Source organism: Brevundimonas sp. UBA7534 (assembly GCF_002479325.1).
Classification (GTDB): Bacteria; Pseudomonadota; Alphaproteobacteria; order Caulobacterales; family Caulobacteraceae; genus Brevundimonas.
The window spans coordinates 18,598-40,284 of record NZ_DLMO01000115.1 but is presented as its reverse complement, the minus strand read 5'-3'; the positions used below and the strand labels follow the sequence as shown (position 1 = coordinate 40,284).

22 protein-coding genes are annotated in these 21,687 nt (G+C 67.3%); 9 read left to right on the top strand and 13 right to left on the bottom strand.

What is annotated here, in order from left to right; genetic code table 11:
* Window positions 1–134 precede the first annotated feature (134 nt).
* Entirely contained in the window at window positions 135–770 is a 636-nt protein-coding gene (locus B2U11_RS08985) for a S24 family peptidase (RefSeq protein ID WP_292071255.1), read from the top strand.
* 130 nt (window positions 771–900) lie between these two features.
* Here B2U11_RS08985 and B2U11_RS08980 read toward each other — a convergent pair whose 3' ends face one another.
* The 3 genes from B2U11_RS08980 to B2U11_RS08970 all read right to left on the bottom strand — a co-directional run bounded on the left by B2U11_RS08980 (window position 901) and on the right by B2U11_RS08970 (window position 3,672).
* Window positions 901–1,374, bottom strand: a complete 474-nt coding sequence (locus B2U11_RS08980; protein WP_292071254.1) for an SH3 domain-containing protein — start codon at window positions 1,372–1,374, stop codon at window positions 901–903.
* Between the two features lie 166 nt (window positions 1,375–1,540).
* Window positions 1,541–3,220, bottom strand: coding sequence for a lysine--tRNA ligase (locus tag B2U11_RS08975; RefSeq protein ID WP_292071253.1), 1,680 nt, complete (start codon window positions 3,218–3,220; stop codon window positions 1,541–1,543).
* 41 nt (window positions 3,221–3,261) lie between these two features.
* Complete coding sequence (locus B2U11_RS08970) at window positions 3,262–3,672, bottom strand: hypothetical protein (protein WP_292071251.1); 411 nt, start codon at window positions 3,670–3,672, stop codon at window positions 3,262–3,264.
* Window positions 3,673–3,816: 144 nt separating this feature from the next.
* Here B2U11_RS08970 and queA point away from each other — a divergent pair, with 144 nt between their 5' ends.
* The gene (gene queA, locus B2U11_RS08965; protein WP_292071249.1) at window positions 3,817–4,914 is read left to right on the top strand and encodes a tRNA preQ1(34) S-adenosylmethionine ribosyltransferase-isomerase QueA; all 1,098 of its coding nucleotides are present in this window, start codon (window positions 3,817–3,819) and stop codon (window positions 4,912–4,914) included.
* On the opposite strand, the gene B2U11_RS08960 is transcribed toward queA, so the two are convergent.
* Window positions 4,908–7,289, bottom strand: a complete 2,382-nt coding sequence (locus tag B2U11_RS08960; protein WP_292071257.1) for a penicillin-binding protein 1A — start codon at window positions 7,287–7,289, stop codon at window positions 4,908–4,910. The two genes, queA and B2U11_RS08960, sit on opposite strands and share 7 nt — an antisense overlap.
* Window positions 7,290–7,465: 176 nt before the next feature.
* On the opposite strand from B2U11_RS08960, the gene B2U11_RS08955 reads away from it, so the two are divergent.
* From B2U11_RS08955 to ychF, 3 genes are all read left to right on the top strand, one after another.
* Window positions 7,466–7,894, top strand: a complete 429-nt coding sequence (locus B2U11_RS08955; RefSeq protein ID WP_292071247.1) for an organic hydroperoxide resistance protein — start codon at window positions 7,466–7,468, stop codon at window positions 7,892–7,894.
* 171 nt (window positions 7,895–8,065) lie between these two features.
* Complete coding sequence (gene cobS / locus B2U11_RS08950) at window positions 8,066–9,070, top strand: cobaltochelatase subunit CobS (RefSeq protein WP_292071245.1); 1,005 nt, start codon at window positions 8,066–8,068, stop codon at window positions 9,068–9,070.
* Window positions 9,071–9,155: 85 nt separating this feature from the next.
* Entirely contained in the window at window positions 9,156–10,253 is a 1,098-nt protein-coding gene (gene ychF, locus B2U11_RS08945; RefSeq protein WP_292071243.1) for a redox-regulated ATPase YchF, read from the top strand.
* A 6-nt stretch (window positions 10,254–10,259) separates the two neighbouring features.
* On the opposite strand, the gene B2U11_RS08940 is transcribed toward ychF, so the two are convergent.
* From B2U11_RS08940 to petA, 7 genes are all read right to left on the bottom strand, one after another.
* Window positions 10,260–10,760, bottom strand: a complete 501-nt coding sequence (locus B2U11_RS08940; RefSeq protein WP_292071241.1) for a hypothetical protein — start codon at window positions 10,758–10,760, stop codon at window positions 10,260–10,262.
* Window positions 10,761–10,870: 110 nt separating this feature from the next.
* Window positions 10,871–12,475: a M28 family peptidase gene (locus B2U11_RS08935; RefSeq protein WP_292071239.1), complete on the bottom strand. Its 1,605-nt coding sequence runs from the start codon at window positions 12,473–12,475 to the stop codon at window positions 10,871–10,873.
* A gap of 74 nt (window positions 12,476–12,549) precedes the next feature.
* Window positions 12,550–14,211 carry a M28 family metallopeptidase gene (locus B2U11_RS08930; protein ID WP_292071237.1) on the bottom strand — a complete coding sequence of 554 codons (1,662 nt, stop codon included), beginning with the start codon at window positions 14,209–14,211 and terminating at the stop codon, window positions 12,550–12,552.
* Window positions 14,212–14,282: 71 nt separating this feature from the next.
* Window positions 14,283–14,612: a hypothetical protein gene (locus tag B2U11_RS08925; RefSeq protein ID WP_292071235.1), complete on the bottom strand. Its 330-nt coding sequence runs from the start codon at window positions 14,610–14,612 to the stop codon at window positions 14,283–14,285.
* A 132-nt stretch (window positions 14,613–14,744) separates the two neighbouring features.
* Complete coding sequence (locus B2U11_RS08920; RefSeq protein ID WP_292071256.1) at window positions 14,745–15,617, bottom strand: cytochrome c1; 873 nt, start codon at window positions 15,615–15,617, stop codon at window positions 14,745–14,747.
* A gap of 10 nt (window positions 15,618–15,627) precedes the next feature.
* The gene (locus B2U11_RS08915; RefSeq protein WP_292071233.1) at window positions 15,628–16,956 is read right to left on the bottom strand and encodes a cytochrome b; all 1,329 of its coding nucleotides are present in this window, start codon (window positions 16,954–16,956) and stop codon (window positions 15,628–15,630) included.
* 15 nt (window positions 16,957–16,971) lie between these two features.
* Complete coding sequence (gene petA, locus B2U11_RS08910; RefSeq protein ID WP_292071231.1) at window positions 16,972–17,529, bottom strand: ubiquinol-cytochrome c reductase iron-sulfur subunit; 558 nt, start codon at window positions 17,527–17,529, stop codon at window positions 16,972–16,974.
* 195 nt (window positions 17,530–17,724) lie between these two features.
* Between petA and B2U11_RS08905 the strand changes: the two genes are divergently transcribed.
* Together B2U11_RS08905 and B2U11_RS08900 are read left to right on the top strand one after the other, a co-directional pair.
* Window positions 17,725–18,177, top strand: coding sequence for a tRNA (cytidine(34)-2'-O)-methyltransferase (locus B2U11_RS08905; protein WP_292071229.1), 453 nt, complete (start codon window positions 17,725–17,727; stop codon window positions 18,175–18,177).
* Between the two features lie 69 nt (window positions 18,178–18,246).
* A complete protein-coding gene (locus B2U11_RS08900) occupies window positions 18,247–18,549 on the top strand; it encodes a TonB family protein (protein WP_292071227.1) in 303 nt (100 codons plus the stop codon).
* Window positions 18,550–18,637: 88 nt separating this feature from the next.
* On the opposite strand, the gene B2U11_RS08895 is transcribed toward B2U11_RS08900, so the two are convergent.
* Window positions 18,638–18,811, bottom strand: a complete 174-nt coding sequence (locus tag B2U11_RS08895; protein ID WP_292071226.1) for a hypothetical protein — start codon at window positions 18,809–18,811, stop codon at window positions 18,638–18,640.
* A gap of 324 nt (window positions 18,812–19,135) precedes the next feature.
* Here B2U11_RS08895 and B2U11_RS08890 point away from each other — a divergent pair, with 324 nt between their 5' ends.
* Window positions 19,136–19,453: a DUF305 domain-containing protein gene (locus B2U11_RS08890; RefSeq protein WP_292071224.1), complete on the top strand. Its 318-nt coding sequence runs from the start codon at window positions 19,136–19,138 to the stop codon at window positions 19,451–19,453.
* A gap of 56 nt (window positions 19,454–19,509) precedes the next feature.
* Here the strand turns inward: B2U11_RS08890 and B2U11_RS08885 are convergent, their stop codons facing one another.
* The gene (locus B2U11_RS08885; RefSeq protein WP_292071222.1) at window positions 19,510–19,986 is read right to left on the bottom strand and encodes a MarR family winged helix-turn-helix transcriptional regulator; all 477 of its coding nucleotides are present in this window, start codon (window positions 19,984–19,986) and stop codon (window positions 19,510–19,512) included.
* A gap of 165 nt (window positions 19,987–20,151) precedes the next feature.
* On the opposite strand from B2U11_RS08885, the gene B2U11_RS08880 reads away from it, so the two are divergent.
* Entirely contained in the window at window positions 20,152–21,648 is a 1,497-nt protein-coding gene (locus B2U11_RS08880) for a methyl-accepting chemotaxis protein (protein WP_292071220.1), read from the top strand.
* The last annotated feature ends 39 nt before the right edge of the window (window positions 21,649–21,687 follow it).

The window sequence follows — 21,687 nt, the reverse complement described above, 5'->3', positions numbered from 1 at the left end:
AGCTATCTGATCATCGGCTGCATCGCCGTCGGCACCTTCTGGGCTTGGCAAGAGCGGCGGGCCGCGGGCCTGGAATAGGCAGACATTCCTATCTCATTCCACTAAGCTGAGGCGAATCGCTCGCGGAGGGCGTCATGCCCCTGTCTCATGCTCGATTGTGGAAGGCGCTGGACGCCTTGGCGCGCCGTGAAGGGCTTTCGCCCTCCGGCCTGGCGCTACGGGCGGGTCTGGACGCGACCGCCTTCAACCCCTCGAAGCGATTTGGCGCCGGCGACCCGCCCCGACCGCGCTGGCCGTCCACAGAAAGCCTGACGCGAATCCTGGAGGCGACTGGCGTCTCGCTGGCCGACTTCGCGGCCCTGGCCGACGACGCCCAGGCCAAGGCCGCCGTCATCCCGCTTCTGGGATTGGCCCGGGCGGGCGAGGACGGCTTTTTCGACGAGGCGGGCCTGCCGGCCGGTGAAGGCTGGGACCAGACCGAGTTGCCCCGCCCTTCGGCCGGCCTGTTCAGTCTGAGGATCAGCGGCGACTCCATGTCGCCCGTCTATCGAGAGGGAGACCGGGTCATCGTGGACCGCGAGGCCGCCCCGCCGAGGCGCGGAGATCGGATTGTCGCCCGTCTGTCGACGGGAGAGGTGGTGGCCAAGGAACTGGCGCGCCTGACCGCCCGAACCGCAACCCTTGGGTCCGCCAATCCCGACTATCCCCCGCGCGTCGTGCCGCGCGCCGATATCGAGTGGATGGCGCGGATCCTGTGGGTCAGCCAATAGAAGACCCCCGCCCGGCGGACCGGACGGGGGTTCCTTGCTCAGCGGCGAAGCGCGAGCGGTTCATCGTGACTGCCGAAGCCCTTTGGGGGCGAAGGGAGGTCTTCGGCGGTTCACGACGCCAGGGGGGGCCTCAGTTGGCCGTGACGTAGTGGGCGTTGACCCAACCGCCGCCGGCGATCTGAATCCATTCGCCCTGCGAGCCGACGGCCGTAAAGGGCTGGCCTGCCGACAGGCTGCCGGCCTGGCGGTAGTTGGTGCCAGGGCCGCTGCGGATGCGCAGGTTGGAGCTCGCGCGGTACATGTTGGCGTTCGACTGGGCCGCAGCGCGCGCGCGCTGCTGATTGCAGCCGATGTACGAGCCAGCCGCGGCGCCGGCGCCGGCGCCGACCACCGTGCCTAGGGTGCGCTCGTTGCGGGCCAGGTTCGAGCCGACCACGCCGCCGACCACCGCGCCCAGAAGCGCACCGGCCTGCTGGCGGCCGCCTGGCGCATCGCAGTTGGTGACGCCGTTAGCCTGCGCCTGAGCCGCCATCGGAGCGGCGGTGACCAGCGCGGCCAGCGCGGCGGCGGTAGCCAGACCCGTATTGAAGATCCTGTTCGACATGGCTGTTCTCCTGTCATCCCGTTGTCGATGCAGGACAGAATGCGCCGGCGAAGCTGAAGGCTCCCGGAGCCTTGTCGTTATTTTCGGTTCATGTTCGTCGCGCCGACGGCCCCCTGCGCGCCGTGAAGCGCGGGCGCACGCCTCTGCAGCGAAGCAAGAAGGATCATCAGCTCGCCAGATCGCCGTTGGCGCCTTTTTCGATCAGTTCGATCGTCTGCGGCAGGCCATAGATGGCGGCGAACGAACCGAAGCGCGGTCCCTGGCTGGCGCCCAGCAGCACTTCATAAAGCGCGCCGAACCACGCCCGCAGGGGCTCGAACCCGTGGGCCTTGCCCACGGCGTACACTTCGTTCTGGATCAGTTCGCCGTCGGTCGTGTCGCCCGGCAGGGCCTTCAGCCGTTCGGCCAGGTCCAGCAGCGCCGCCTTCTCCTTGTCGTCGGGCAGGCGATAGGACTTCGCCGGCTTCACGAAATCCTCGTAATAGTTGAGCGCGTGGCCCATCAGCCGGTCGAGCAGCGGCTCGTTCTCGGGCGTCGCCTCCGGCAGATAGCGGGCGAAATAGGCCCACAACTGATCCCGGGTGGAGGCGTTGGCCACCCCGACCAGGTTCAGCAGCAGGGCGAACGACACCGGCGACGTGTGGGTCGGCGGATTCCCGGCGTGGATCGACCAGACGGCGTTGTCGATCCGCTTGGCCGGCTCCTGGGTCTTGTAGCTTTCGATGAAGGCCAGATAATCGTCGATCGCGCGCGGAATGACGTTGAAGTGCAGGCTCTTGGCCGACTTCGGCGACTGGAACATGTACCACGACAGGCTCTCGGGCGTGCCGTAGCGCAGCCACTCCTCCATCGTCAGGCCGTTGCCCTTGGACTTGGAGATCTTCTTGCCCTCGATGTCGAGGAACAGTTCGTAGTTGAAGCCCTCCGGCGGAATCCCGCCCAGGGCGCGACAGACCTTGGACGATTCCCGCACGCTCTCGATCAGGTCCTTGCCCGACATTTCGTAATCGACGTCCAGCGCGGTCCAGCGCATGGCCCAGTCGGGCTTCCACTGCAGCTTCACATGGCCGCCGGTGACCGGGACTTCGGTGCGGTTGCCGGGCTCGCCCGCCGGATCCTCGAAGGTGATCATTCCCTTCTCGACGTTGCGCTCCAGCGTCGGGACCTGCAGCACATGGCCGGTGATCGGGCTGATCGGCAGGAAGGGCGAGTAGGTCGCGCGCCGCTCCTCGCCCAGCGTCGGCAACATGATGGCCTGGACCGCGTCGAACCGTTCCAGCAGGGTCAGCAGGGTCGCGTCGAACCGACCGGACTTGTAGGTCTCGGTCGAGGACATGAACTCGTAGTCGAAGCCGAACGAGTCCAGGAAGGCCCGTAGTCGCGCATTGTTGTGGGCGCCGAAGCTGTCGTGCGTGCCGAACGGGTCGCGCACCTGGGTCAGGGGCTTGTGCAGGTCTTCGGCCAGCATCTCCGGGTTCGGGATGCCCTCAGGCACCTTGCGCAGCCCGTCCATGTCGTCGGAGAAGGCGATCAGCCGCGTCGGCCAATGATCCCCGGTCAGGGCGCGGAAGGCGTTGCGCACCATGGTCGTGCGCGCCACCTCGCCGAAGGTGCCCATGTGCGGCAGGCCCGAGGGGCCGTAGCCCGTCTCCAGGATCACCGGCCGTTGCAGCGCCTCGAAGGTCGCGAGCGCCTCATCAACCTTGCCGGCGTCGATCAACAGCTTGGCCGCAGCCCGCTCCGCGTCCGAAAGCCGCTTCTTCAACACATGGGCCAGAAGATTGCGGGCTTGTTCGAAAGGCCACGAGCGGGCCTCGCGGGCGAGGGTTTCGAGGTTCTGAAGCATGGGCCGAGCGTTTGGCCCGTCAACGCGCCCCGGTCAACGCCTCAGCGGCGCCGCCCGACCGCCCAAGCCGTCACCGCCGCCCCGGCCGCCACGATCAGCGCATCCTCTATGACGCCGCTCTTGGTCTGACCGATGCGCCGCATGGCCGTCTTGCGGCCGGCCAGGGTCAGATAGGCCAGCGGAACGGCCGTGCCGACCGCCAATGCCGCGCCCGTCCTTTCGCGCCCGCGCGGCGCCAGGGCCGCCCCGGCGATGCCCGCGCTCATCACCCGCGCCAGCAGGCCCAGGAACACCGTGCGATCCGGCGCAGACTTCATCTTGTCGCCCAGCAGTTCGCCGACGCCCATCGCCAGGGCGCCGAACTTGAACAACGGATGGTCCAGCAGCACCATTCGGCCGGGCGTCCGCGCGTGGGCCAGGCGGGCGCCGGCGATGGCGGCCATCGGGGTCATGGAACGGGCGCTGGCGACAGCGCCGATGAGGACGGAGGGGAGCAGACGGATCGGGTTCATCCGCCTCAAACACGCCAGCCGCCGCCCGGTTCACAGGGGCGGCCCCTTGACCCCCTGCTCGTCGCGTGGCCTGTGCCCCGCCTGATGAAGACCGCCGATTTCGACTTCGACCTGCCCGAGGACCGCATCGCCCTGCGTCCGGCCGATCCGCGCGATTCCGCGCGTCTGCTGGTGGTCAGGGACGGCGCTCTGACGGATCGCATCGTGCGCGATCTGCCCGACTTTCTCCGCCCCGGCGACGCCCTGGTGTTCAACGACACGCGGGTGATCCCCGCCCGCCTGTCCGGCGTCCGCCAACGGCCCGGCCCCGAAGGCGAGACCCTGGTCGTCGATGTCGAGGCGACGCTGCATCACCGCGACGCGCCCGATGTCTGGTCCGCCTTCATGAAACCCGGCAAACGCATCAAGCCGGGCGACCGGGTTCGGTTCGGACGGGAGACCGACGCCGCTTGCGACCTGGGCCGGCTGGACGCGACCGTCGAGGCCAAGGGCGAGGACGGTCTGGTCACGCTGCGGTTCGACCTGTCCGGCCCGGCGCTGGACGACGCCATCCGCGATGTCGGCGTCATGCCGCTTCCGCCCTATATCGCCGCCAAACGACCCGAGGACGACCGCGACCGTTCCGACTACCAGACGGTCTTCGCCGAACACGACGGCTCGGTCGCCGCGCCCACCGCTGGCCTGCATTTCACGCCCGCCCTGCTGCAGGCGATCCATGCGAAGGGCGTCTCGACCCACGCGGTGACGCTGCACGTCGGGGCCGGCACCTTCCTGCCGGTGAAGGCCGACGACCTGGCCGACCACCGGATGCACTCCGAATGGGGCGAGGTGTCCGCCGAGACGGCCGAGGCCCTTAACGCCGTCCACGCCGCCGGCGGCCGCATCGTCTGCGTCGGCACCACCTCCTTGCGCCTGCTGGAAAGCGCGACGGCCGAGAACGGCGTGGTCCACCCCTTCCACGGGGACACGGCCATCTTCATCACGCCCGGCTATCGTTTCCGCGCGGTCGACGTGCTGATGACCAACTTCCACCTGCCGAAGTCGACCCTGTTCATGCTCGTCAGCGCCTTCGCCGGGCTGGAGACGATGCGGGCGGCCTACGCCCACGCGATCGAGGCGGGTTACCGCTTCTACTCCTACGGCGACGGCTCGCTGCTGTTCCGGGCTGAGCGGCCTCAGTAGAGGCCGCTCAGGTCCTCGGCCGGCTCCCGCTTCGGCGGCGGCGGCGCTGATGGCGGCGGCGGCGTGGTCCCGGCGGCCGCAGCGGCGGCCTCCTGCTCGCGGCGGATCACGTCATAGTAGTTCTGCGGCCCCTCGGGGATCACCGGCGCCTGGACCGGCGGCGGGGCCTGGCGCTCGGTGCCGGGACGGAAGGCCTCTTCTATGCCGTTGACCATGCGGAAGACGGCGTTCTTGGGCCGCACGAACGGGCGGGCGGGCCGCTGCTCCAGCGCCGTCTGCATGAACTGGGTGAACACCGGCACGGCGGCGGTGGAGCCGGTTTCGCCATAACCCAGCGGCCGGTTGTCGTCGAAGCCGATAAAGACCCCCACCACGATGTCGGTGGTGAAACCGACGAACCAGGCCGAGCGATACTCGTTGGTCGTGCCGGTCTTGCCGGCCACCCAGCGGCCCAGGCCGCGCGCGCCGGTCGCCGTGCCCCGCTGGACCACGCCTTCCAGCATGGAGCTGATCTGATAGGCCGTGATCGGGTCGATGACCTGGGTTCCGCGTGGTTGCAGGCGCGGCGATTCCTGACCCGAGAAGCCGCGGCCGCATTCGCGGCACTGGCGATTGTCGGCCTTGAAGATGGTTTCGCCGTTCCGGTCCTGGACATAGTCGATCAGATAGGGCTGGACCCGACGCCCGCCGTTGGCGAAGGCGGCGTAGGCGGCGGTGATGTCGTAGGGCGTGACCTCTCCGGCGCCCAACGACACCGACAGATTGGGCGTCAGGCCCGGCAGACCCATCCGCTCGGACTGTTCCACGATCCGCTTCATCCCGACCTGCTGGGCCAGCCGCACGGTCATGACGTTGCGCGACAGCTCCAGCCCGCGGCGCAGCGTCTGCGGCCCGTAGTATTCGCGACTGTAGTTCTCGGGCGACCACCGCTGGCCGTTCGGCCCGCCGGCGAAGCTGATGGGGGCGTCCAGCACGATGGAGGCCGGGGTGAAGTCGCCCTCCAGCGCCGTCGCATAGACGAAAGGCTTGAATGACGAGCCCGGCTGGCGCTTGGCCTGGGTCGCGCGATTGAAGCTGGACAGGGCGTAGGAATAGCCGCCCACCATCGCCAGCACCCGGCCGGACTGCGGCTCAAGGGCGACCAGGGCGCCGTTGACGCGCGGCACCTGCTTCAGCGCGTACTGGCCGCCGGTTTTCTGCACATGGATCAGGTCGCCCCGCTTGAGCGGCCGGTTGGCGTTGGCCCAGGCGGCGTCGGCGGCGACCAGGGTTCCCGCCGTGTCGTCGCGCGCGGTGCGGATGCGCACCGTGTTTCCGCTGACGCTCTCGACGGCGGCGACTTCCCATGAGCGGCGCTCGGGCGGGGTCTTCTGCTGCGCCAAGGCGGCTTTCTCCCACCCGTCGGCGAAGTCGGTCGTACCCCAGGCCCCGCGCCAGCCGTGGCGACGGTCGTAGTTCTCAAGCCCCTGCATCAGCGCCTCGCGCGCGGCCGTCTGCAGCGTCGGGTCCAGGGTGGTGCGCATATAGAAACCGCCGGCGCGCAACTGCTCGCCGAACTGCGGATTGGCCGCGGCTTGGCGACGGGCCTCCTCCACGAAGAAGTCGGCGTCCTTGTAGTCGGCGCGCTGGGGCGCATCGCGCGTGACCAGGGGGGCGGCGCGGGCCTGCTGCAGCTGCGCCTCCGTCAGCCAGCCGCTCTGTTCCATCTCGCCCAGCACCCAGTCGCGCCGGCCCTTGGCCGCGCCGGGGTGGCGCTTGGGGTGATAGTTGTTGGGGCCCTTGGGCAGGGCCGCCAGGAAGGCCGCCTCCTGCGGCGTCAGTTGGGCCAGCGACTTGCCGAAATAGTTGTAGGCGGCCGAGGCGATGCCGAACGAACGATATCCCAGGAAGATCTCGTTCAGATACAGCTCCAGGATCTGCTCCTTGGACAGGGTCGCCTCCAGGCGATTGGCCAGGATGGCTTCCTTCAGCTTGCGGTTCAGGCTGGTCTCGTTGGTCAGCAGGACGTTCTTGGCCACCTGCTGGGTGATGGTCGAGCCCCCCTCCAGCCGTCGACCGCTGGCCAGGTTCACCACGTTCTTGATCGAGGCGCGGGCGATGCCGGACACATCGATGCCGCCGTGCTGGAAGAAGCTGCGATCCTCGGCCGCCAGGAAGGCGTGGACCACGGTGTCGGGAATCTGGTCGTAGGAGACGTAGATTCGGCGCTCGTCGGAAAACTCGCCGATCAGGGTGCCGTCGCCGGCATAGACGCGCGTGGCCGTCGGCGGCCGATAGTCGGCCAGTTCGGAGGCGTCGGGCAGGTCATGGAACAGCCAGGCCGCATAGACCGCGACCACAAGTCCCGCCAGGGCGATCGCGCCCAGCAGAACCATTCCGGCCCACACGAACCAGCGTTCGGCAATCTTCACCCATGCACTCCGAAAGACGCGCCCCGAACGGCTGCTTTAGCCCGCGTCGCCCCCTCGATGCTAGGGGCCGCGATGCAACGGCCCTTCCTCCTCTCCCGTTAGCTCCCATATCTCAAGCCTCACCGCAAAGGAGCCTTTCCATGGAAGTCCTGTACCGCGCCCAGTCCACCGCCTCCGGCGGCGGACGCGAAGACGGCCGATCCGCCACCGACGACGGCAAGATCGACGTGAAACTGTCCACGCCCAAGGAGATGGGCGGCAAGGGCGGCGACGGCACCAACCCAGAGCAGCTGTTCGCCACGGGCTACGCCGCCTGCTACCTCGGCGCCCTGCGTCTGGTCAGCGGCAAGGCCGGCACGCCGGTCGGCCCCGACACCAAGGTCACAGCCGGCGTCGGCTTCGGCAAGAACACCAAGGGAGAAGGCTTCAACCTGGACGTCGACCTGACGGTGTCCGATCACGGCCTGGACCAGGCGGTGATCGACGACCTGATCGAAAAGGCCCACCAGGTCTGCCCCTACTCCAACGCCACGCGCGGCAATGTCGATGTCCGACTGAGCGCCGCCTAACCCCTCCTCCGCTCATCCCGGCGAAAGCCGGGACCCAGTGCTTTGGGCGACGGCCGGCTGATGTTCCCGCGACTGTCGTCCAACGCATTGCGCCACAAAAGAACTGGGTCCCGACTTTCGCCGGGATGAGCGGGGTTTAAGTGTCACCTCGCCTGCGCTAATCGCACACCCATGACCTCCCCGCTCGACGCTTCGCCCGATCCCCTGCTGACGCTGGAACCCACCCGCCGCGTGACCCTGCGCGAAGCCTTCGGCGTCGACAGCGACATGACCGTGCCCGCCTTCGCCGAACGCGACAGCCACGTGCCCGAGATCGACGAGGCCTATCGCTTCGATCCGCAGACGACCATCGCCATCTGCGCCGGCTTCGCCTTCGACCGCCGCGTCATGGTCCAGGGTTATCACGGCACCGGCAAGTCGACCCATATCGAACAGGTCGCCGCCCGCCTGAACTGGCCGCTGGTGCGCATCAACCTGGACAGCCACGTCAGCCGCATCGACCTGATCGGCAAGGACGCCATCGTCCTGCAAGACGGCAAGCAGGTCACAGAATTTCGCGAAGGCATCCTGCCCTGGTCGCTGCAACGCCCCATCGCCCTGGTGTTCGACGAATATGACGCCGGCCGGCCCGACGTGATGTTCGTGATCCAGCGCGTGCTGGAGGCGCAAGGCCGTCTGACCCTGCTGGACCAGAACCGCGTCATCCGGCCCAACCGCTTCTTCCGCCTGTTCGCCACGACCAACACCATCGGCCTGGGCGACACCACGGGCCTGTATCACGGCGCCCAGCAGATCAATCAGGCGCAGCTGGACCGCTGGAACATCGTCACCACGCTGAACTACCTGGACCACGACGTGGAGGCCGAGATCGTCGTGGCCAAGGCGCCGGAATACGCCACCGCCGACGGCCGTCGCCAGGTCGCCGCCATGGTCCGCGTCGCCGACATGACCCGCAACGCCTTCATGAACGGCGACATCTCCACCGTCATGTCGCCCCGCACCGTCATCACCTGGGCCCAGAACGCCCTGATCTTTGGCGGCGACGTGGCTCTGAGCTTCCGCCTGACCTTCCTGAACAAGTGCGACGAGCTTGAACGCCCGACCATCGCCGAGTTCTATCAGCGCGCGTTCGGCGAGGACCTGCCCGAGGCAGCGACGCGGGTGAAGGTGGCCTGAGCGCCCGCCTTACCTCCGTCCTTCAAGCATACGACTGACAAACCGGTTCGAACCGGCTAAAGGCTCGCGCCTCGAGAGGATACCAATGGCCCTGAAAGTCGCGATCGTCGGCCTGCCCAACGTCGGCAAGTCCACCCTGTTCAACGCCCTGACCAAGACGGCGGCGGCCCAGGCGGCCAACTATCCGTTCTGCACCATCGAGCCGAACACCGGCGACGTGGCGGTGCCCGAGCCGCGGCTGGACGTCCTGGCGGGCATCGCCGGCTCCAGGGAGATCATTCCCGCCCGCATCACCTTCGTGGACGTGGCGGGCCTGGTGCGCGGGGCCTCCAAGGGCGAGGGCCTGGGCAACCAGTTCCTGGCCAATATCCGCGACTGCGACGCCGTGGCCTTCGTGGCCCGCTGCTTCGTCGACGACGACATCACCCACGTCGAAAACCGCATCGATCCGATCGCCGACCTTGAGATCATCGAGACCGAGCTGATGCTGGCCGACCTCGAAAGTCTGGAGCGCCGCCGCGTCCAGGTCGAGAAACGCGCCAAGGGCGGCGACAAGGAAAGCCAGCTGAACCTGAAGCTGATCGACCTGGCGCTGGCCCAGTTGAACGCCGGCAAGCCCGCGCGCCTGGCCGAGGTGTCCAAGGAGGACAAGAAGGCCTGGGACATGCTGCAGTTGCTGACCGCCCTGCCCGCCCTCTACGTCGCCAACGTCGAAGAGGCTTCGGCCGACAAGGGCAACGACCTGTCGGCCAAGGTCGCCGCCCGCGCCGCCGCGGACAACGCCAACTCCGTGGTCATCTCCGCCCAGATCGAGTCCGAGATCGCCGTGCTGGACGACGAGGAACAGAAGGAGTTTCTCGAGACCCTGGGTCTCGAGGAACCCGGTCTGAACCGACTGATCCGCGAGGCCTACAATCTGCTGGGCCTGCAGACCTATTTCACGGTCGGCCCCAAGGAGGCCCGCGCCTGGACGATCCACGTCGGCGACACGGCCCCCCAGGCGGCCGGCGTGATCCATACCGACTTCGAGAAGGGCTTCATCCGCGCCGAGACCATCGCCTTTGCCGACTATGTCGCGCTGAAGGGCGAAACCGGCGCCAAGGAAGCCGGCAAGATGCGCGCCGAAGGCAAGAGCTACGTCGTCAAGGACGGCGACGTGATGCACTTCCTCTTCAACAACTGAGGCGGCTCACCGCTTCAGCATCTTCATCAGGCCGCTGGTCTGGGCTTCGGGCTTGGGTGAACCGGGACAGCGGCCCAGGCGGATCGTCTCGTCGTCTCCACGATCCAGATAGACCAGGCTCAGCATATCGCCACTGACGGCCGCGAAGACGCGCTCGCGGCGGGTGCGACCCTCGGCCGTGCACACCAGGGACAGCTCGTAGCCGCTGGCGATCTCGGCGATGCGTTCGATGTCGCAGCGGTTCTCGTAGCCCTCGAAGCGCATCGGCGTGATGTCGATCGGCCGCTTGTCGCCCTGCGGATTGGCGCACCAGGCGGCGTTGGCCGTCCACCGCCCGACAAAGCTCTTGGCGCCGCGATTGGCCAGGGAAGAGGGTCCAGGCGCCTGGATTTCCTGCAAGGCGTCGGGCGATTGAACCGGCCGCGCCGGCTCGTCCGGCGGATTGACCGGCCCCTGGCCGCACGCGGCGACCAACAGGGCCGGAAACAGAAGCGAGAGGCGTCTCATCCCGCCCTAACGTTTAAGGTCAAGCTGGGTTCAGACCACAGACTCAAGCGAGCGCATGGATCACGTCTCACACAGGACCGCCGCGCGGTTCCGCCTGAAACGACCATGCTCTAACGCCGCGCCGCCTCGCTGCGCGCGCGAACCTGGCCGAACTCCGATGTCGGCTTCCAACTCGGCCATTCTTCGCCGTTGGCCAGATCCAGGCCCAGGCGATACAGCAGGGTCAGGTTCTCGACCGCGCTGGTCAGATCCCAGTCTTCCGACCATTCGTCCGACGGCTGGTGATAGACGCGGCCGAAGCGTTCACGCCACGCCGCCCAACCGGCCTCCTTGCCGCCGTCCACGAAATCCACGCCGTGCCAGGGCATCAGGGCCGGCACCCCCGCCCGCGCGAACGGGAAGTGGTCGGAGCGGTAGTAGAAGCCCTGCTGCGGCTGGCCGTCGTCCGAGACGTAACGCCCCTCGGCTTGCGCCAGGGCGTCCAGGTCGTCCTCCAGCGTGTTCTGTCCCTTGCCGAAGATCGGCACGTCGCGCGTCGGTCCCGACAGCGGCAGCATGTCGATGTTGATATCGGCGACCGTCGTCTCAAGCGGATAGACCGGATCGGCGACATAGGCGTAGGCGCCCAGCAAGCCCATCTCCTCGGCGGCCATGTGCGCGAAGACGATTGTGCGTTCAGGCCGGGGCGCCTTGGACAGTTCGCGCGCCATCTCCAGCACGCCGATGGTGCCCGAGGCGTTGTCCCAGGCGCCGTTGAAGATATTGTCCTCGCCGTCCGCGTGCTCGCCGCCGACGCCGATATGGTCCCAGTGGGCCGAATAGACGATCACCTCGTCCGGCCGCGCGGTTCCCTCGATACGGGCCAGCAGATTGTGCGTGACCAGGGTGTCGATGGTCTCGGACTGGCGCGCCGTCAGCGTCGCGCCCGTCAGTTCGAAGGCCTTGAAGCTGCCGTCCTGGCCTCCCGTCAGGCGCGCCGGATCGACCCCCGCCGCCTGGGCCAGGCGACCCTTGCCCGCCTCGTCCAGTGTGGCGACGAACTCCAGATCGGCCGCGCCCGGCGTCAGGGTGCGTTGCCGATCCGCCCCGCCGCGCGCGCGCGCCCAGCCGCGTTCGCCCGCCAGGATGACCAGGCCGACCGCACCCCGACGAAACGCCTCGTCAGCCTTGTAGGCCGTCGACTGATAGTTGGTCGTGTAGTCGCCGTTGAACAGGTCGCCGTCCGGCTCCCCCTCGACCACCACCACGACCTTGCCGCGGACGTCGATGTCGCCATAGTCGTCCCAGCCCCGCTCGGGTGCGGTGACGCCGAAGCCGGCGAAGACCAGGAGCGCGTCCGAGACAGCGGCCTGGCCGTCGTTGGACACGGCGCGCACGATCGCTTCGGTCCCCAGGGCCAACGAATAGGTGTCGCCGTCTGCGCCGGTCAGCGACAGAGCAGCGGCCTCATCGACCGGCGTGTAACGCTTCAGTTCGATGCGTTGCCGCCACTGGCCGTCGGGGCCGCCCGGCTGCAGGCCCATCGCCTCATACTGCGCCTGCAGGAAGGCCAGCGTCTTCTCCTCCCCCTCCGTGCCCGGCTTGCGGCCCTGAAAGTTGTCGGCGCTGATGATGCGGATCTCATCGGACAGGCGCTGGGCGGAGAAGTCCTGGGCCAAGGCAGTGGTGGAGATCATCGCCGCGACGGCGACGCTGGTGGCGAGCAGAAAACGCATCAGAAACTCTCAGCAAGAAGGGCCGAAGCTGTAAGGCGGCGAAGTCTGGCCGCCGCCTTACATTTTCGTCATCTTCAGTCCTGACGCTGGTCCGACGTCTCTGCGCGGACGGGACCGAACTCCGAGCCGGTCTTCCATTGCGGCCAGTCGCGGCCGTTCGCCAGGGCGCGGCCGACGTCATAGAAGACCGTCAGATCCTCGATCATACCGCTGTAGTCCCAGTCCGGCGACCATTCGTCCGCCGCCTGGTGATAGCGTTTGGCGCCGTATTCGCTGCGGGCCGCCTCGCGCGCGGCGATCGGTTCGTCGCGGAAGTCGCCCCGACTGCCGGCGTAGGCCATCGGCACGCCGCGCTTGGCCAGCGGGAAGTGATCCGACCGGTAATAGGTGCCCGCCGCGTTCTCGTAGTCGGGGACCAGGGTGCGCCCCTGCGGCTGGATGGCGGCCGCCAGGCGTTCGTCGAAATCCGACTGGCCATAGCCGGTGACGCCCAGGCCGGTGACGCGGCCATAGACGTTCATCGAATCCATGTTGAATCCGCCCACCGTCTTCGCCAGCGGATAGACCGGGTTCACCGCATAGTATTCCGAACCCAGCAGACCGCTCTCCTCACCGGTGAAGCTGATCATCACCACCGACCGCTCGGTGCGCGGCGCCTGGCCGAACATCCGCGCCAGCTCCAGAAGCCCCGCCGTGCCCGAGGCGTTATCCACCGCCCCGTTGAAGATGCGGTCACCGGTCGCATCAGGCTCGCCCATGCCGATGTGGTCCCAGTGGGCGGTGTAGAGCACCGTCTCGTCCGGATGGGTTGTCCCCGGCAGGCGGGCGACGACGTTATGGCTGGTGACCTGGCTGGTCGCCACGTCGAAGTCGGTCGAGAAGGACGCGCCGGGCAAGGCGACCAGCTGGAAGTCGCGGCTGCGCGCCTGGGCCTTCAGCGCCTCGAAATCGAGCCCGGCGCGGCGGAACAGGTCGACGGCCACGTCGCGCTGGATCCAGCCTTCCATCGGCACGCGCTCGGCCGCCGCATTCTGGCGCAGGATGTCGAACTGCGGCACGCCCCAGGAGTTGGCCACCGTCGCCCAGCCATAGGAGGCCGGCGCCGTCTCGTGCACGATCAGCACGCCCGCCGCGCCCTGTTTGGCCGCCTCCTCGTATTTGTAGGTCCAGCGGCCGTAATAGGTCATGGCCTTGCCGCCGAAGGTGTTCAGGGCCGGCTCCTCGAAATCGGCGTCATTGACCAGAACCACCAACACCTTGCCGCGAAGGTCCTGGCCCTTGAAGTCATTCCACTGACGCTCCGGCGCATTGATGCCGTAACCGACGAAGACCAGGGGCGCGTCCTTCAGGCTGACGTGTTCAGCCGGGCGGCGGGTCGAGATGGCGACCTCGCGCCCTTGGGTCATCGGCAGGGTCCAGTCGCCCAGCTTCAACGAGGCCGAGACGTTCGACTGGGTGAAGCGGTTCAGGATGACGTCCTGGGTCCACTGGCCGTTCGGACCGCCCGGTTCGAAACCGGCGGCGGCGTACTGTTCGCTCAGATAGCGAACCACCTTCTCTTCCGCCGGTGTGGCGATGCCGCGCCCTTCGAAGCTGTCGTCGGACAGGACGCGGATGTCCTCGGAAATCCGCGCGGCGTCGAAGCCGGGCGCTGCGCCTGATCCGCCGCCCGTGGCGCACGCCGAAAGCGCCGCACTCGTCAGCAGCACCGCAGCCAGGGAAGGGATGAAACGCATAAGGACCTCGGCTCTGGAAATTTCGGAGCCGACCCTAGGCAGGTGAAGCGGCGCTGTCGATGCGCCGAGATTTACTCGCGCGGCGTCCTGGCGTCGCAGACGCGGGCGACGCCTTCGCGAATGTCGCGATAGCGGGCGTGTTGCGCCACGACACGCGCCTGCTCGCAGTCGCCGGACGCGATCAGGCGGTCCAGTCGATCCGCCAACTGGACGCGCTGCGCGATCACGGACTGGCGATTGGCGGCAATCTGATCCTCGCGCGCGTCTTCGACGAGCTGCCGCGCCTCATTGTCCCGAAAGCGCACCATGGTGACGCTGGCGGCGTTGGGGTTCGGTTGAATGACCTGGTGATTGGATTGGGCGGCGACGACGGAAAGGGCGAGCAGGGCGGCGACAAGCATGGCGAACCTCCACTATGGGATCGTCATCTAGGCACAGAAGCGCGCCGCTCGCTACCGTGGCGCGAAAAGAGAAAACCCGCCCGGCGTCGCCGGGCGGGTTCGTGCTCTTGGCTTTTGAAGGGCCGCCGGGGCTTAGTGCGCCACGCCCTTCCAGATGCGACGGTAGCTGGCGTAGGTCAGGCCCGCGAAGATCAACAGGAAGATCATCACGCCGAATCCGGCCTGCTTGCGCTCGACCATCTTGGGTTCCGACGTCCAGGCGATGAAGGCCGCGACATCCTTTGCGTACTGGTCCACCGTCTGGGGCGAGCCATCGTCATAGGTGACCTGGCCGTTCTGCAGGGGCGGCGGCATGGCGATGAAGCCGCCTTCCGGAACGTGGTCGTGGTCGCCGGTCCAGAACGGCGTCAGGTCGCCGGCCATATAGGGGTTGTAGTGCTGGCCCTCGCGGATCTGCAGACCGGCCGGCGCGGCGCGATACCCCGACAGCAGCGAATAGATGTAGTTGGCGCCGTCGTGACGCGCCTTGGCCATCACCGACAGATCAGGGGGCGCGGCGCCGCCGTTCCCCGCCGCCGCCGCCGTGGCGTTCGGATAGGGCTGGCGGAACTTATCGGCCGGCGTGGCGTCGCGCATGATCGCCTCGCCCGTCTCGCTGTCGATGTCCGGCACCTGGTTTTCTGCCGCCAGGGCCTTCACCACCGGATTGTCGTTCGGGTTCGGATACCTCGGGTTCCAGAACGGGCCGTGGGCGTCGCCCAGGTTCCGATAGTGCATGAGGTTCATGCTGTGACAGGCGGCGCAGACCTCGTGATAGACCTTGTAGCCGCGTTGCAGCTGGCCCTGGTCATAGACGCCGAACGGCCCCTCGAAGCTGAAGCCGCCCGAGCGCGGGTGCGCCGCGCCGCCGGCGGCCAGGGCCGGGGCGGCCGAAACCGCCAGGCCCAGCGCCACGGCCGCCGATGCGATGATCTTGGTCGTCGACACGGTGAGTTTCCCAATCATCATGACGCGCTCAGCCCTTCTTCTCGGGCGACGCCGGCGCGGCCGCCGCAATGGCGTCGGGCCCCGGCAACACGGGCTCGGAAATCGTCGCCGGGATCGGCAGCGGCGTTTCCTTCAGGCCCACCAGCGGCATGATCACCAGGAAGAAGACGAAATAGTACAGGGTGAACAGGCGCGTCAGCCACAGGTAGGAGTTCAGCTGACCGTCGAAGAGGGTGAAACTGGGCATGCCCGGGATAACCGGCGCGTCCGGCAGCTGTCCGCCGCACCAACCCAGGCCCAGGCCGACCACCAGGAAGATGATGAAGAAGGTCCGCATGGTCGGGCGGTAGCGCATGGAGCGCACCTTGGACGTATCCAGCCACGGCAGGATGAACAGCACGCCGATGGCGCTGAACATCGCCACCACGCCGCCGAACTTGTCGGGGATGGCGCGCAGGATGGCGTAGAAGGGCAGCATGTACCATTCGGGCACGATATGCGCCGGCGTCTGCAGCGGGTTGGCCGGGATGTAGTTGTCCGCGTGGCCCAGGGCGTTCGGCATGAAGAAGACGAACAGGGCGAACAGGATCAGGAACAGGATGATGGCGAAGCCGTCCTTGACCGTGAAATACGGATGGAACGGCACCAGGTCCTTCTTGGCCCGATCCTTGGGGATCAGGATGCCCACCGGATTGTTCTGACCCGCATGGTGCAGGGCCCACAGGTGCAGCACGACGCAGCCCAGGATGGCGAACGGCAGCAGATAGTGCAGAGAGAAGAAGCGGTTCAGCGTCGCATTGTCGATCGCCGGCCCGCCGCGCAGCCAGATCAGGATCGGCTCGCCGATGCCCGGGATCGCCCCGATCAGGTTGGTGATGACCTCGGCGCCCCAGAAGGACATCTGGCCCCACGGCAGGACGTAACCCAGGAAGGCGGTGGCGATCATCAGGAAGAAGATCACGCAGCCGATGATCCAGATCATCTCGCGCGGCGCCTTGTACGAGCCATAATAGAGGCCCCGCAGCATGTGCAGATAGACCGCGATGAAGAACATCGACGCGCCGTTGGCGTGGACGTACCGGATCAGCCAGCCGCCGTTGACGTCGCGCATGATGCGCTCGACCGAGGCGAAGGCCAGGTCGACGTTCGGCGTATAGTGCATGGCCAGCACGATCCCGGTGACGATCTGCGTCATCAGGCACAGGGCCAGGATGCCGCCGAAGGTCCACCAGTAGTTCAGGTTCTTCGGCGTCGGCAGCGACATGTAGTCGGCGCCGAAGCGGATGATGGGAAGGCGGCTGTCCAGCCACTTCTCGACGCCCGTCTTCGGGACGTAGGTGCTCTCGTGATCGCTCATGATCTCCCCAGGTCCTCAGCCGATCTTCACGCGGGTGTCGGACAGATATTCGTAGTCGGGCACGACCAGGTTCAGCGGCGCCGGACCTTTGCGGATGCGGCCGGACGCGTCGTAGTGCGAGCCGTGGCACGGGCAGAACCAGCCGCCGTAGTCGCCGGCCCCGAAGGTCGGCACACAGCCCAGGTGGGTGCACGATCCGATGACGACCAGATAGGGCTCGTGGCCGGGCTTGGTGCGTTCCGCGTCGGTCTGCGGCTGCTTCAGGTCCGGGGCGTGATCGTCGGCGATGACGCGTTGCAGTTCGGCCGGTGTGCGATAGCGCACGAACACCGGCTTGCCCTGCCACTTGATGACGACCTGCTGGCCTTCCTGAACCTTGGTCAGGTCGAACTCGATCGACGCCAGCGCCAGAGTGTCGGCCGCGGGGTTCATCTGGTTGATCAGCGGCCAGGCCACCATGACGCCCGCGCCGACGGCGGCGGCGCCTGCGGCGATGTGGATGAAGTCACGGCGATTGGGATCGCCGCTTTCGGGGCCGTGGGAGCCTTCAGAATGCACGACCGATTCGGCCACGTTTCACCTCTCGAACACCGCCCTCGCCTCTCCGGGAGCCTCCCGACCCGGCGTGGACCCACATGTACGAACCCGAAGGATCCCCGCCGGCCCGTGGCTTGCGGCCCCTCGCCGCAAGTTGCTGACGCTTCTTGAGAAACGTTCGCAAAACAGACCGCGACAAACCCCCAGGTCGCGCGTATTGGAGGCCTTAGAATGCGTCTCGCCCTTTTTCAACCGGACATTCCTCAGAACGTCGGCGCCTGCATCCGATTGTCGGCCTGCTTCGGCGTGGACCTGCACGTCATCGAGCCTGTCGGCTTTCGCTTCGACGACCGGGCGATGAAGCGCGCCGCCCTGGATTACGGCCCGCTGTCGCACATGACGCGTCACGCCGACTGGGACGCCTTCCAGCGCGATCGTCCTGCCGGCCGTCTGGTGCTCTTCACCACCCGAGGCGCCACGCGCCTCGACCATTTTGTCTTTCAGCCCGACGACACCCTGCTGTTCGGCAAGGAGACCGCGGGCGCGCCCGACCACGTCCACGCCGCCGCCGACGCGCGCGTCGTCATCCCCCTGCGTCCCGAAGCCCGCTCCCTGAACCTGTCCGTGACGGCAGGCATGGCCCTGTGGGAAGGCCTGCGCCAGACAGGCGGGTTCGGACCATGACCATGCGGCCGCCCCCGCCATCGGCGGAACCGCCGCGGCGGTGAGATCATTGAAGGGCTGGAGGTTGTCATGGTCCCCCTGCTGCTCGCCGCGGTTCTCACGCTGGACGCTCCGCCCGCGCTTTCCAAGCCGGTGCGGGCGGACATCCCCGCCAAGACCGCCTCCTATGACAGTCCTGCGCTGGAGGGCGTCATGGTCACGCTCGAGTGCACGGCGCGCGCCAGCGGTCGGGTCGAGAACTGTCATGTGCTGGCGGAGACCCACCCGGGCATGGGTTTCGGCGAAGCGGCGATCGCGCTGATGCGGGACGCACGGGTGGCCCCGGGCCCGACCGACATCCAGTTCGCCCGAACGCTTCAGTTCACGCCCTGACACGCTCGCTTCGTCGGATCGGCCGCTCGGGCGCCCTCGTCCGCAGCCGTCACGGCCGACGCCGCAGTTCCCAGTCGAGGGTCCACCGTCAGGGTCGGACCGTTTCCGACGCCTCGGTCGACACGGGCCGGTCGAAGCCGTCGAGAACCACGGCCTCGGCGGTGACAGCGGCGATCATGACATTGGCTTGCCAAACCTGACCGTCGCCGCGTCTCCAGAAACGAATCTGCACCGTGTCGTTGACTTGCGGCGAGGCGCTCAAATTGCTGCTCCGGTGGCCAAACTGCGAGTGGCGACCCCGTGATGACTCCAACCTCCGACCTCCGCTTTAGGAACTGAGGCAGCAGTGTTTTTCGGGCGCAGGCCATCATTCGACAGGTGTTCAACTACGCCATACGTGAGGACCTCGCCCAGACCAATCCGGCCACGGGTTGTCCGGCCTTTCACAGTTCAAGGCCCCGCCGCCGGATCTGGAAAGACTCGGTTCTGCGCCGCCTCTGGATGGCGCTCCAGAGCGATGAGCTGCGGATTCCCGAGGGAGACATCGTTCAGGCAGGACGCCCCGTCGCGTCGCCCTGAAGCGGGAATGTACGGAAACCGTCGCCTGAACGCCGTCATCGTCGCGATCAGCGCGCTCGTCTTCGCGCTTGCCCTCTGGCTCGTCCGCAGCCAGGAGACCGTCGACGACGTCGCATACATGCGGGCGATGATCCCGCACCATTCCATCGCGATCAGGACCAGCAGGCGAGCGCATATCGACGACCCCGAGGTTCGCAGGCTGGCGGACGGCATCATCGACGCTCAAGTGCGCGAGATCGCCGAGATGAAGCGTCATATCGCCCGGCTAAAGGCCGATCGCCGCGGTTCCGCGCCCCGACCTGGCGAGCGACCTGACGACGTGTAGCGATGGCGCATCCGGGCGCCGCCGATGATACGTCATCAAAAAACGGGCCGCTGGCGTTAGTCCGGAGAGAGCTCTGCCTCGCCGAACTCTGAGAGACGCTCGGTGACGATCGTCAGAATCGATGTCGCAAGTTCGATGTCGCCCTCGGATATGCCGTCGAGCAGCCGCGCCCGAAGCGCTGCGGCGCGGGGCTCGAAGGCTTCGATGGCGTCGGCGCCGCGCGCTTCGAGTTTGATCAGCCGGGCTCGCCCGTCCCCGATCATGCGCGTCCGGCTGACCAGCTGACGGTCCAGCAACGGACGCAGAATACGAACGACGCTCGATTCCGAGATGTTCATGCGGCGTGAAAGCTCGACCTGGGTGAGCCCCGCAGGCGTCATCGCCAGATGATAAAGAGGAATAAGCGAACAGCCCTCGTATCCGGCGGCTTTCGCCAACTGGTCCGTCGTCGCCTTCCAGAGTCTGACCGTCATTCCCATGCGCATGGCGAACTTGACGCGAACCTCTTCGGGCCCTCCCCCCGCGGCGATCATGCGGGCCCGCCGTCCGTCGCGGTTTCGGTTCTTCGGGAGAAGTGCATACAACGCCTGGGGGCGGATTCGTCAGTCAAGGGCTGCAACCTTCCGGGCGGCAGGAGTCGAGAGCAGGATGGTAACGCCGCCCGACGAGATTAAGCGCCTATCGGAGCGAAAAAACATATGACCATGTTCTTCCGGCCGCGAGAAAAGGATAGTGGCGAGACGACCGAGCTTCGCAGCATGCTGGCGGCCGTCGATCGGTCCCAGGCCGTCATCCAGTTCGATCTGGACGGGACGGTCAGGGAGGCGAACCGCAACTTCCTGTCGGTCATCGGCTATGATCTCGACGAGATCGTCGGCCGTCATCACCGCATATTCGTCGACCCGGCGGAGGCCCAGACCCCTGCCTACGCCGAATTCTGGCGCCGCTTGAACGACGGAGAGTTCGTCGCCGACAAATTCATCCGATACGGCAAGGGCGGCAAACGCGTGGTGATCGAAGCCAGCTACAATCCCATCCTCGACAGCGCCGGCCGGCCGTACAAGGTCGTCAAGTTCGCGATAGATGTGACCGCCGTCGAGGAAGAGCGGCAACGGCGCGCCGAAGCCGACCGGCAGGCGGCCGAAATCCAGGCCGCCGTCGTCAGCGGCACCGCCCGGGGGCTCTCGGCCATGGCCGCGGGAGACCTGTCCTATCGCATTGAGGACGACTTTCCCGGCGAGTACGCGGCCCTGCGCGACAACTTCAACCAGGCGATGACGGCCCTGGACCAGGCGATCAGCGTGATCGGCGCCAATGCGGAATCGATGCAGTCGGGCGCGCATGAGATCAGCAGCGCCGCCGAAGACCTGTCACGGCGCACCGAGCAACAGGCCGCCAGCCTTGAACAGACCGCCGCCGCGCTCGACGAGATCACCGCCACCGTCCGCAAGACCGCCGAGAACGCCCAGGCGGCCGACGACGTCGTGACGCTGGGCCGCAGCCAGGCCGAGACCGGGGGCGCCGTGGTGCAAAGCGCGGTCGCCGCCATGGGCGAAATCGAGCGATCCTCGGATCAGATCGGCCAGATCATCGGCGTCATCGACGAGATCGCCTTCCAGACCAATCTTCTGGCGCTGAACGCCGGCGTCGAGGCCGCCCGCGCGGGCGACGCCGGTCGCGGCTTCGCGGTCGTCGCCTCCGAGGTTCGCGCCCTGGCCCAGCGGTCCGCGGAATCGGCCAAGGAGATCAAGACGCTGATCTCGGCCAGTTCCGCCCAGGTCAAGGACGGCGTGGTGCTTGTGCGGCGGTCGGGCGAGGCGCTCGAGGGCATCGCAAGCCGGATCGAAGAGATCACGACCTTGATGGGCGAAATCCGCGCCTCGACCCAGGAACAGGCCGTGGGCCTGGCCGAGGTCAACACCGCCGTGAACCAGATGGACCAGGTCACCCAGCAGAACGCGGCCATGGTGGAGCAATCCACCGCCGCAAGCCTCAACCTCAGCCGCGAGGCGGCCGAACTGGCCGATCTGGTCGGCCGCTTCGCCGTCAGCGCGCGAGCGCCGGTCCGGAACGCGCCCCGCGATACGTCCGTCAGGCAAACCCAGGCGCGCGTCGAGGCCTTCGCGCGCGCCCGTGGGGCCGGCGGCGGTCGGCCTGCGCTTGTCGCGGTCCAACCCGACTGGGAAGAATTCTGATGACGGGCCGCGCACCGGGCCGCCTGACATCGGCGCCGC